This is a genomic window from Melittangium boletus DSM 14713, from assembly GCF_002305855.1.
Lineage (GTDB): Bacteria > Myxococcota > Myxococcia > Myxococcales > Myxococcaceae > Cystobacter > Cystobacter boletus.
The window spans coordinates 5,522,865-5,534,805 of the sequence record NZ_CP022163.1 but is presented as its reverse complement, the minus strand read 5'-3'; the positions used below and the strand labels follow the sequence as shown (position 1 = coordinate 5,534,805).

The following is an 11,941-nucleotide window of genomic DNA, read 5'->3' as shown; positions in this document are numbered from 1 at the left end:
GGCGGCGCGGGCAGGCCAGATGGGCTGCTCGCGCCGTTCGCGTTGAACCCCCTTCCCGAGGAAATCCACATGCCCGACCTATCCCCTCGCCTCGTGGCCCTGGTCGTTCCATTGCTCCTGGCGGCGGCGCCGCCCGCCCCCCGCTCGGAGGAGGGAGCGCCCGACACCTTTTCCGGCGTGGCGCGCGTGGTGGCGGTGGGCGATGTGCACGGAGACGTGGGCGCGCTGAAGGACGTGCTGCGGATGGCCGGACTCATCAACGCCAAGGGGCGCTGGATTGGAGGCAAGGCGCACCTGGTGCAGACGGGAGACATCCCGGACCGGGGAGATCACTCCCGGGAGGCCTACGAATTGCTGATGCGGCTGGAGAAGGAAGCCCTCGCCGCGGGCGGCCGGGTGCACGCGCTGCTGGGCAACCACGAGGTGATGAACATGCTCGGGGACTTGCGCTACGTGGCCCCCGCGGAGATGGCCTCGTACGCGGACCAGGCGACCCAACCGGACGAGGCCGGAGGCCCCCGGGGGCTCGCCGGCCATCGCGCCGCCTATGGACCCGAGGGACGCTACGGACGGTGGCTGCGCACGCACGCCGCGGTGGTGCGCATCAACGACACGCTGTTCGTGCACGGCGGCGTCGCCCCGGGCGTGCCCGTGAACACCCTGGCCGAGCTCAACGCGTGGGTGCGGCGGGATCTGTTCCCCGGCAACGAGCCCGGCGGCGCGCGGCATCCCCAGGGACCGCTGTGGTTCCGCGGCTACGCGCTCGGCGAGGAGGGAGCGGAGGAAGCACTCGACGGCGTGTTGAGCCGCTTCGGGGCCCGGCGGATGGTGATGGGGCACACCACGGAGCGCGAGGGGAAGATCCGCGCGCGCTTTGGCGGCAAGGCGGTGCTCATCGACACGGGCCTGAGCACGGGCTACGGCCACCACCTCGCGGCGCTGGAGCTCAAGGGCGACAAGCTCACCGCCCTCTATCCCGACGGGCGCGTGGAGCTCACGAGCGGCACGCCCTGAGGGCTCACAGCAGCCGAGCGCAGATGGCGCTGTGCACGTCCGCGCCCGCGTCCGTGAGCACGAGCCGGGCGCCCTCGAGGCGGGCGAGGCCATGTTTCACCAGCCGCGCCACCTCCGCGCGGCGAGGCTCCGGGGACTGGCCGTAGCGCGCGCACACCGCTTCCCAGTCCACTCCGGAGCGCAGCCGCAACCCCATGGACAAGCGCTCCTCGAAGAGTTCCTGGGCGCCCAGGTCCTCACGGCTGGCCGCCGTGAGCGCGCTCCCCTCCTCCACCGCGCGCAGGTACGCCCCCGAGCCGCGAGGGTTCACGTAGCGGTAGCCCTGGGGAGGCGCGCCCGGCGCCGAGGTGAGCAACATGCCGGTGGCCCCCACGCCCAGCGCGAGGTATTCGCCGCCCGTCCAGTACAGCGCGTTGTGCCGCGAGCCCAGGCCCGGCCGGGCGTGGTTGGAGATCTCGTAGCGCAGCAGGCCGCCGTCGGCGTAGACGTCCCGCAGGGTCTGGGCCATCTCCACCACGGTCTCGTCCGGAGGCAGGGCCAGGGTGCCCGCGTCGAGCTGCCGGGACAGGGGCGTGGCCACGGCCAGCACCTCGCGCTCCACGGTGAGCGCATAGGTGGACAGGTGCTCGGGCGCGAGCGCCACCGCCTGACGCGCATCCTCCTCCACCTGGGCCCGGGACTGGCCATGCACGCCGTAGATGAAGTCCATGGACACCACGGGGAAGTCCGCCCGCCGCGCCATCTCGTACGCGGCCACCGCCTGGGGACCGGTGTGCTCGCGGCCCAGCGCCTGGAGCGTTTCCGCCTGGAAGGACTGCATGCCCAGCGACAGCCGATTGACGCCCGCGGCCCGGTAGCCCGCGAAGCGCTCGGCGTCCGCGAGGCTCGGGTTGGCCTCCAGGGACACCTCCGCGTCCGGCGCCACGCGCAGCCGCGCCGCCACGCCCTCCAGCACGTGCGCCACCCAGCGCGGATGCCAGAGCGACGGGGTACCACCGCCGAGGAAGAGGGACTCCAGGGGCCGCTCGCGCAACGAGGGGTCCGCCGCCAGCCGCGCGTCCAGCTCCGTGAGCACCGCGCGGGCGTAGCGCTCCTCGGGCACCTCGCGCACCACCGCCACCGCGAAGTCGCAATAGGGGCACTTCGACACGCAGTAGGGAAAGTGCACGTACAGCCCGAAGCGCGCCGCCGGAGTCCCCGTCAGGGGATCGATCGGACCCGCGAACCCCATGCGGCTACTTCGCTCTCTGCAACTGGGCGAGCTGCGCCTCCAGCCGGGTCACCTTCATCTTGTGACTGGCCGCCGTCTCCAACGCTAGCTCCGCCGCCATGAGCTTGCGCTTCATCGTGGCGACATCCGCCCGGAGCTGGTCGCGCTCGGCGAGCAGTTCCTCGTCGGGCGAGGCCGCCAGGGGCGCCTGCTCCGGAGCCGGCGTCTCGGCGGCCCGGGCCCGCTCCTCGGCCAGCTCCTGCTCCAGCTCCGCCACCCGACGCTGGAGCGCCTGACGCGCGGCCGCCTCCGCCTCGGTGGCCACGCCCTTGCTGCGCGACACCTCGAGCGCGCCCTCCAGCATCTTCACCCGCTGCCGCATGCGCTCCGCCAGCTCCTCGGCCTCGCGCACCCGGCCGTCGGCGTGGAGCTCCTCCACCTCGAGCGCCGCGCCGTCCTCCGCCTCCGAGTCTCGTTGCGCCACCTGGGCCCGGAGCGTGCCCAGCTCCGCCTCCACCTCGGCCAGCGCGCGCGACAGGTCCTGCCGGTCCGCCGTCGCCGCGCGCAGCTCCTCTTCCAGCCGGGCCACGTTCGACTCGGCGGCCTCCGCCACCTCGGTCAGCGCCGCCGTGTCCGAGTCCATCCGGTCGCGCAGCCGCACCATCTCCGTCTCGGCGTCCTCCAGGCGCGCGGAGAGATCGCCCCGCTCCTCCTCGAGCTCCCGGGAGCGGGCCTGGACCTCTTCCAGCGAGCTGTGGGACCACTCGGTCTCGGAGAGCGCCGCCTCCAGCTGCGCGACCCGCGCCGAGAGCCCCGCCCGCTCCGCCGCGATGAGCTCACGCTCGCGCAGGGCCGTCTGCAACTGCTCCGCGGTGTGCTCCAGCTCGGCCAGGGTGGCCTGGTACTCGTCCCGGACGGACTCGAGCGCGCCCTGCGTCTCCACGTGCTCCGTCACCAGCTCCGACACGCGATCCTGCGCGAGCGACAGCGCCTCCTTGGCGCCGATGAGCTCCTCGGCGATCGCGCCCCGCGAGTCCCGCTCGTTCACCAGCTCGTCGTTGAGGCGCGCCAGCTCCGCCTCCACCTCGGCCAGCGCACGCGAGAGATCCTTGCGGTCCTCCTCCACCCGTCGCAGCTCGTCCTCCAGCCGCGCCACCTGGGCCTCGGAGGCCGCCGTCCGGGCCGACTCACGCGTGAGCGCCGCGGAGGACTGCTCCTTCTGCGCGGAGAGCACCTTGAGGCTCACGAGCTGCCCCTGGGCCTCCACGAGCTGGCCCCGCAGGGTGGTCTCGGCGATGCGGGACGCGCGCAACTCGCTGTCGCGATCCTCGTAGAGGGTCCGGGCGCGCGTGAGCGTGTCCGCCTTCTGTTTGAGCAACGCGCGCAGGTGCGCGATCGTCTCCTCGGACGAGGCCCCCGCGGGCAGCCGGGGCTCGGCGGGCTCGGCGAAGGGATCCGCCGCGCCCACGGGCCGGCCCGGCGCCTCGGGGAAATCCGAGGGCTTGATGGGGATGCGCACGGACGGCAGGGACATGGCCGGCCGGAAGGCGGGAGACGTCCCCGAGGCGGCCCGCACCGCGGGCACGGACGTGGTGCGGCGCGGAGGCAGGGGCGGCGGCGCGGCCGTGGCCGTCTCCGGCTCCAGCAGGCTCTCTCGCAGCTCGGCGAGTGGATCCATTTCCTCTGACGACCCCATGTCTTCCTACGTTACCGCCCGGGCCGCCGCTTCTCCACCTGGCTCGGCATCTCCGGACATCCCCGTCCTCCCGGCTGGTCTCCAGGCGCACAACTGGGTCACCCAGGACCGCCAGGGCCTCTTGCCACCCCCACCCACCGGTGACAGGGTCGACGGCCCATGGCTCAACGCTACACACTCTCCAATGGACTCACCGTCGTCTTCCAGGAGCAGCACGCCGCCCGGGTAGCCGCATTCCAGGTGTGGGTCAAGGTCGGCAGCGCGGATGAACGCCCCGACCAGGCCGGGCTCGCCCACCTGCACGAGCACATGCTCTTCAAGGGCACCGCGCGCCGCGCGCCGGGGGAAATCGCCCGCGATGTGGAGGCCCATGGCGGGGAGATCAACGCCTGGACGTCCTTCGACCAGACCGTCTACCACATCGTCATCGCCAGCCAGTTCGCCCGCATGGGGCTGGACATCCTGAGCGACGCCGTCCGCGCCTCGTCCTTCGACGCGGACGAGCTGGCGCGGGAAATCGAGGTGGTGTGCGAGGAGATCAAACGAGGGCAGGACACGCCGGCCCGGCGCGCCTCGCGCGACCTCTTCGCCACCGTGTACCAGGAGCACCCCTACCGCCACCCCGTCATCGGCACCACCGAGAGTGTGCGGAGCTTCACCCGCGACAAGGTGCTCGAGTTCTACCGCCGACACTACACGCCCAGGAACCTGGTGCTCTCGGCCTCGGGAGACTTCACCGAGGCGGAGCTGCGCGGGTGGGTGGAGGAGTTCTTCGGCGGGGATTGGGGCCGGCCCCATGAGGGCGGCATCACCCGCGCGAAGGAGCCCGCGGTCACCCACCGCCGCATCCACCTGAGGCCGGACGAGGTGAAGGAGGCCTACCTCAACCTCGCCTTCCCCATCCCCCAGTCGGACCATCCGGACGTGCCCGCGCTGGACGCGCTCGCGATGATCGCCGGACAGGGCGATGCCTCGCGGCTGGTGCTGGAGGTCAAACGCAAGCGCGGCCTCGTCAATGATCTGCACGCGTACGCGTATACCCCGAGGGATCCCGGCCTCTTCGCCACGAGCCTCACCCTGCCCGCCGCGAACCTGGCCCAGGCGCTGGAGGAGACGGTGCGGGGACTCGCCGCGCTGCGCACCACGCCCGTGCCCGAGGAGGAACTCGCCACGGTGAAGTCGCTCATCGAATCCGAGGCCATCTACCAGCACGAGACGGTGCAGGGGCTCGCGCGCAAGATGGGCCACTACCAGTCCTCCCTGGGAGACCTGGAGGCGGAGGCGCGCTACTACGAGGCCATCGCGCGGCTGACGCCCGAACACATCCAGGACGTGGCCTCGCGCTACCTGCGCTTCGAGCACGCCATCCTCACCGGCCTGTTGCCGCCAGGCACCACCTTCGGCGCCGAGCAGGCCGAGGAAATCCTCGACCGGGTGCCCCGCGAGGCCCCCGCCGCCCCGCTCGAGCGCCGCGCCCCCAAACCCGCTTCCGCCCTCCCCCGGGCTCCGACCTCGGGCCCCCGGACCTCCCCGGGCCGCGTGGTGGAAGAGACGCTGCCCTCGGGCGCGCGCATCCTCGTGCGCGAGGAGCACGCCGTGCCCCTCTTCGCCATGCGCGCCGTGTTTCCCGGAGGCCTGCGCTACGAGACGGCGGAGAACAACGGCCTCACCACGTTGCTCGCGCGCTGCCTCACCCGTGGCACGCCCTCTCACGACGCGGAGGAGATCTCCCACCTCATCGACGGTTTCGCCGGCTCGCTCTCGGGCCAGGGCGGCCGCAACTCGGTGGGCCTGCGGGGCGAGTTCCTCTCGCACCACTTCCCGTCCGCCTTCCGCCTCTTCGCGGACTGCCTCAACCAGCCCCTCTTCCCCGAGTCCGAGGTGGCGCGCGAGCGCGCCCTGCTCCTGCAGGACATCCTCACGCGCGAGGACAAGCCCAGTGGCATGGCGTTCGATCTCTTCGGCCGCACGCTCTTCCAGACGCACCCCTACCGGCTGCCGGGCCTGGGCGAGCAGGCCTCGGTGGAGCGGCTGAGCGCGGACGCGCTGCGCGCCTACCACGCCGCGCACATGGACCCGTCCCAGCTCACCCTGAGCGTAGTGGGCGACGTGTCGGTGGACGAGGTGCTCGCGCTCGCGCACGAGGCCTTTGGCGCGTCCCGGGGCCGGGCGCGACCTCCGCCCGAGGTGCGGCTCGAGCCCCTTCCCGAGTCACCGCGGATGAACAAGCGGCAGCTCGCGCGCGCCCAGGCGCACCTGGTGCTGGGCTTCCCCGGCGTGCGGCTGGATGACCCGCGGCGGCACGCGCTGGAGGTGCTGTCCACGCTGCTCAGCGGCCAGGGCGGACGGCTCTTCGTGGAGCTGCGTGACAAGCGCTCCATGGCCTACAGCATCAGCAGCTTCTCCGTGGAGGGAGTGGATCCGGGCTACTTCGCCGTCTACATGGGCACGAGTCCGGAGAAGCTGGACGCCGCGCTCGAGGGCATCCGCGCGGAGCTCACCCGCGTGCGCGACGAGCCCATTGCCGAGACCGAGCTGACGCGCGCGCGGCGACACCTCATCGGCACGCATGAGATTGGCCTGCAGCGCAACGGCGCGCGCGCCGCGCTCATCGCGCTGGATGCCTGCTATGGGCTCGGCCAGGAGAACTTCCTGCACTACGCCGAGCGCGTGGCGGCGGTGACGGCCGAGGACGTGCGCGCGGTGGCCCGCCAGCTCATCGACTTCGAGCGCGGCGCGCTCGCCATCGTCGGCCCCTGACGTCCCCTCCAAAAACAAATCCCCCCTCCCAGTGAAGGGAGAGGGGATGAAGTGCGCCGGGCCTCGAACGCGAGGCCCGGTCGAGGCCTACTCCTCGCAGGCCTCGGCGTTCTCGTGACGGCACTCGTGGAGGTTGCGCGGCACCTCCATCCAGGAGATTTCCGGCGTCACGTTCTTCTGCTCGCCGAGCTTCTCCGTTTCGATCGCCGAGCCCGGAGACGACAGGGCGACCTCGTAGCGGATGCCTCCCGTCTTCGACATGGCGACGATCGGCGCCGGCTCGCCCGGAGGAGCGGTCGTCGGCCGGCCCCGGCTGCGAACCCAACCCGTTCCCGCACCGGCGTCCAACTTGAAGCCCGCCGCGCGATCCGGAAGACCCGTGATGATGTCCGCCTGCCACGCATAGGACATGTCACCCGAGCCGCCCAAGGAGCAGGCCGCCGCACCGACGCCCTCCGCCGGAGCGAAGGAGGACCAGAAGACGACACCCGCGAGCACCGTCGAGCCGGACGCGGTCCGCTCCGTCGGGCTGTTGTCGTAGCGCGAGAACCAACCCGGCGACTCGAAACCCGCCGACTTGAGCTTGGGCAGATCCGTCGCGGCGATGTAGCGCTGCCGGTAGCCCGAGGCGTCCGGCTCACCCAGCTGGTAGAGCTCCTCGGGAATCGTCACATCCGTCAGCGAGCAGCTGGTGGGCGCCGAGGAAGGACCGCACGACACGCCCTGCTTGTCCGTCACGCGCAACGCATCGAAGGCAACGGCCTCGGCCTCGGTCTTGAACGTGCGCTTGGCGCCGCCGTACGAGTGGAAGCCGTAGTAGCTGCCGCCGCCCACGGTCCACTGCTCCGCGGGGGTCAGGTTGAGGTTCGACTTGAACGAGGCGAGCGTCGCGGTCGCGCAGCTCCACACGCCGCCCTTCACCGAGCACGACGTGCTGGCGTTGAAGGAGGTCTTGTCCGTCGAGCCCACCGGGTAGGTGCCCGAGCCGTAGGCCGAGGCGGGGCACGTGATGGTGAGGTTGGTGAGCGTCATGTTGGCGTTGCTGCACGCATTGCCCGAGGTGTTCTTCCAGGTCTCCTTGTTGGTCTGGAGCACGCCGCCCACGTACTTGATCTCCGTGTTGCGCTGCTGACCGTTGACCTCGGAGCTGAACGTCTCGTCCACGTTGCACTTGAGCCGGATGCAGGCCAGCAGGTTGTACGGGCTGCAGCCCGTGCTCGGCATGGAGCGCAGATGCTGGCGGTCACCCGTCCCCAGGTAGCTGCGCAACCATCCCGTCTCCGGCTGCAGCACGGCGGCCGCCACGTGGAAGAACGGAGCCTTCTCGTGCGCGTTCGTCGAACCGAAGGTGGAGCCATCCTCGCGCTGGACCTCGAGCGAGCGCGCACCGAACCAGTTCTTCACCTTGCCGGTGGAGATGTCCAACTCACCCGGCTCGTAGAAGCGGAACGTCCACACCTGGCCGCCCATGTCACCGACGACCATGGTGTCGAAGAAGCCGTCCAGGTCCCGCTGCACGCCCTCCGCCTTGCCAATGTCGACGAGCGAGGCCGAGGCCACCACGGGCATCATCTGGTTGAGCACCGTCTGGTAGGGCGACGGCGCGCCACCGGGGTGGGCTTCCGCGGACCACAGGTTGTCACCCGACCAGGCATCCACCATGTACACGCCACGGCCACGCGAGAGATCCGGGCTGTAGCCGCCATTGAGCACGGCCACCCAGCGCTCCTGCCAGCCACGGTCGCGATCCGGGCCGGCATCCGAGGGGCCGGCCTTGAGGCGCACCGGTCCGATGGGAGGCGGCTTGGGAGCGAAGTTGGACCACGACTGGCCCACGCTCAGCGACTCCTTGTCGCACGCGTTGGGGAACATCCAGCGGAAGGGCTGGTAGCCCGCGCCGGGATTCTTGACCGCCTTGAGCATGAGGTGCGGGTCCGTCACGTCCAGCGCCGTGAAGCGATCGCCACCGCTGCGCTCGCCGATGACGGCGACGGTGCGGAACTCACCCGGCTGCTTGACGCCGTCACGCGCGGAGTCCACGGAACCATCCGCCCAGATGTCGCGCACCATGGCCGTTCCATCCACGTAGTAGTGGTGGTTGCGGGAAGCCTCGAGCGGCATGGCCAGCTTGGGCAACAGGTCCGGCGGGATGAAGGCCCACATCTCCTGGCCCGTGCCAAGGTCGTGGACGTCATCCAGGACACCACTCTTCTCGCGGCCGGAGATGGCCGAGCCCACGTGGATGGCGTGCACCATGCCACCGTTGGAGCCCACCAGCGCGATGCGGTCACGCCGGGCGTTGTCCTTGCGGTAGACGTCGTAGGAGCCCTGGCGGTTGGTCGGATCACGTCCCGGACTCAGCGCCGTGGGCGTGTAGCAGGGCGCGCCGCCACCCGAGGCGCACAGCCGCTCGCCCACGGAGGGAGTGAAGTCTTCGTAGAGCGTGGACACGCACTGGCTGCTCAAGCCCAGGTTGCACAGGAAGGGCTCCACGGGCGGCTCCACCGTCACGGGCGTGGAGTGGAAGATGTCCGCGAGCTTGCAGGACGTCTTGTCGCCCGAGGTCTTGTTGTCCGCGCACGGACGCTCCTCGTCGCGGTTGAAGTCGCCGTCGTAGTCGAACACGTCCAGGCCGCGCACGAAGCGGATGACCTGCTTGGCGCAGTCCTCGCGCTGGGCCTCCGTGGGCTTGCCCGCCACGGGATCCTTGTTCTGCGAGTTGAGGACCGCGGCGCAGAAGTCATCGCCTCCCGCGAGGATGGAGCCCTTGAGCAGCGCGAGGTTGTCCTCGTGGAACTCGACGGGCGGGTTGTCCGCGGCGGTGTACTTGCCGTCGTCGTTGCGGTCGATGAGCGTGAAGATGCAGCGGCCACCTTCCGCCGCGAGCGGATCATCCAGGTTGCACTTCAGGCCCGCCTTGCGCTTGCCCACCGTCTCGCCGAAATCCCAGAACGGCTCGGCCGGCGTGCCCTTCTCGATCTTGCCATCCAGCAACGGAATGGCCGTGACCACCTTCACCCAGACACCGTCGGTGTTCTCCTGGACGATGTTGTTCTGGGTGAAGCTGGCGATGTCGGGCACGCCCGTGACGAAGCCCGCCGGCTTGTCCAGGAAGAAGGTGTCGTCGCAATCCTTGTCGTGGTTGAGATCGAACGGATCCCCCGCCGTGGACTGGGCGCGCAGCGGCTGGCAGCCCTGGGCGAACTCGCTGTAGTAGAAGAAGCGGAAGAGGTGGCCCTCGTAGGGGCGGCCCTGACGGGGCACGAAGCGGGGCACGTACACCGAGGACTGCATGCCGCCCGTCTGCACGCTGGCGATGTTGGCCGTGGCGAACGACGTGGAGAGCTGACGGATCTCACCCAGCACCTCGTTGATGCGCTTGCGCAGATCCTCGGCGTTGTCGGCGCGGAAGAACCGGCCATTGCCGGCCATCGCGATGCTCTGGAGCATGACGCTGTTGTCGCCGTAACCAATGGTGTACGTCTTGATGCTCTGCTTGCCATTCATGTCCGTGCGAAGGTCGGTGTTCGCCAGGAAGAAGGCCACGTCGTCCATGAAGTTCTTGTTGCCGACGCCCAGACCCGTGGGCCAGTTCCAATCGGTGTAGTCGCACTCCTCCTTGGTGTAGCGCACGCCCGGAGACTTCTCGAACTGGTCGCAGTAGTTGATGCCGCCCACGTCCGGGTTGGTCTCGGGATCGGCCGGGTTGAACGTGACCAGCGGAGAGCCCTCCGTCACGTGCCGGACCTTGTTGGCGGTCAGGATCTCCATCATCTTGGTGATGGGCACGGAGTTGTCGTACTTGGGCGCGCCGTCCGTGACGACGATGACCGAGTTGACCTGGCACTCGCTGCACACCAGGCGCTCGTTGGGATCCCAGGGCTCGAAGGGCTGTCCGGGCAGATACTTCCCGGCGACGTTCTTGGGCTCCTTGAGCCACTCGTCATCCGACACGCCGTAGAAGATGCCTTCCTGGCCCGTGTACGGGTTGTCGTAGGTGCCGCCCTTGGGAAACACGCAGCAGCCCGGCCAGCCGAAGTAGCCCGGGTTGATGGGCTGCTTGAACCACTGCGTCCAGATGCCGACCTTACTCTCCCCCTTCGACTTCGTCTCGGAGGAGAAGTAGCCACCCAGACCGAACAGCGCCTCACCGATGGCGCGCTCGTTGTGATTGAACTCGGCCTTGTTGACGGCGCTCTTCAGCGCGAGCGTGTCGGTATCGTCGAGCAAGAAGTCCGGAGCGGCCTTGCTGCAGTTGGGCATCGGCCGCGAGAGGATATTCGGGGGATCGTACCAACCGTGATCCACGCCGAAGGTGGCCACGCCCAGACGCACGGGCTGCTTGGCGCTGATGACGTCCTTGAGCACCTTGCGCGCCACCACGAACTTGGGCGGACGCAGGTTGAGCGCGCCGCCCTTGACGATCCACTTGCGGAAGGCCACCGCGGGCAGGGGCGGCTCGTCCTTGGCGCGCGTGGGGCCCGCCAGGGTGGCGTCCGTCGTGGCGGTCACCATCGGACCGCGCCACCATCCCTTGGTGGCCAGGCACCGCTCGCACTCCTCCATGACGGGCTTGTAGAAGTACTCGCCCTTCCAGCCCACGACCTGGTAGCAGATGTTCGTCGTGGTCGAGTCGCTGCTCAGCGTCACGAAATTGGCGAGCGAGGCCGGGCCCTCGTTGGCCCCGGCCCACGCGATGCGCCGGCCACGCACGTGGTAGAACTGGTTCGGATCGAAGAACTTCGAGTCGAGGCCCTCGAGGTCGTAGGGCTCCTTGCCGTTGAGCGCGGGGTCCGAGCTGTCCTTCTGGAACCAGCTCATCGCGTCCACGAGCGCCGGGTCCGTGCAGCCCGTGTTGGTGAAGTGTCCGGCGGGTCCGTTTCCGCCCAGGTCGCCCACCGGCGTATCGGGCTTCGTCTCCGGGTAGAAGCCCGGCGTGAAGTCCTCGGGCAGGGGCACGGGGAAGTCCTGCATGGACTCGTTGTTGCCCACGAGGAACATCACGGCCGCGGGCGTCCCCTTGACCTCGAAGAACTCCTTGTCCGCGCCTTCCGGCGGGCTGATCTTCGCGTCGCCCACGGCGATCGCGCCCGAGCAGCATGCCGCCTTGGTCGGCAACGGCAGGGAATCCGATTGGCTCTCGAGGGCGACCAGTCCCACGGCCCCCCCCATCACCAGCCCGGAGGCCAGCGCCAGCTTGCGCTGGAAGGGCGACCGCAAAGCACGTCGTAGCGTGTCGATGTTGATGCGCATCATCAAAG

Annotated in this window: 5 protein-coding genes; 2 read left to right on the top strand and 3 right to left on the bottom strand. The window is 69.9% G+C overall.

Annotated elements, in window-relative coordinates; all coding sequences use genetic code 11:
* Positions 1 to 69 precede the first annotated feature (69 nt).
* Positions 70 to 1,014, top strand: a complete 945-nt coding sequence (locus tag MEBOL_RS23265; protein WP_095979510.1) for a metallophosphoesterase — start codon at positions 70 to 72, stop codon at positions 1,012 to 1,014.
* 4 nt (positions 1,015 to 1,018) lie between these two features.
* Here MEBOL_RS23265 and hemW read toward each other — a convergent pair whose 3' ends face one another.
* Positions 1,019 to 2,245, bottom strand: coding sequence for a radical SAM family heme chaperone HemW (hemW, locus tag MEBOL_RS23260; protein WP_095979509.1), 1,227 nt, complete (start codon positions 2,243 to 2,245; stop codon positions 1,019 to 1,021).
* A 4-nt stretch (positions 2,246 to 2,249) separates the two neighbouring features.
* The gene (locus MEBOL_RS23255; protein WP_245918763.1) at positions 2,250 to 3,902 is read right to left on the bottom strand and encodes a coiled-coil domain-containing protein; all 1,653 of its coding nucleotides are present in this window, start codon (positions 3,900 to 3,902) and stop codon (positions 2,250 to 2,252) included.
* 177 nt (positions 3,903 to 4,079) lie between these two features.
* On the opposite strand from MEBOL_RS23255, the gene MEBOL_RS23250 reads away from it, so the two are divergent.
* Complete coding sequence (locus MEBOL_RS23250) at positions 4,080 to 6,680, top strand: M16 family metallopeptidase (protein WP_095979507.1); 2,601 nt, start codon at positions 4,080 to 4,082, stop codon at positions 6,678 to 6,680.
* Positions 6,681 to 6,767: 87 nt separating this feature from the next.
* Here MEBOL_RS23250 and MEBOL_RS23245 read toward each other — a convergent pair whose 3' ends face one another.
* Positions 6,768 to 11,936: a pilus assembly protein gene (locus tag MEBOL_RS23245; protein ID WP_095979506.1), complete on the bottom strand. Its 5,169-nt coding sequence runs from the start codon at positions 11,934 to 11,936 to the stop codon at positions 6,768 to 6,770.
* Positions 11,937 to 11,941: the final 5 nt, after the last annotated feature.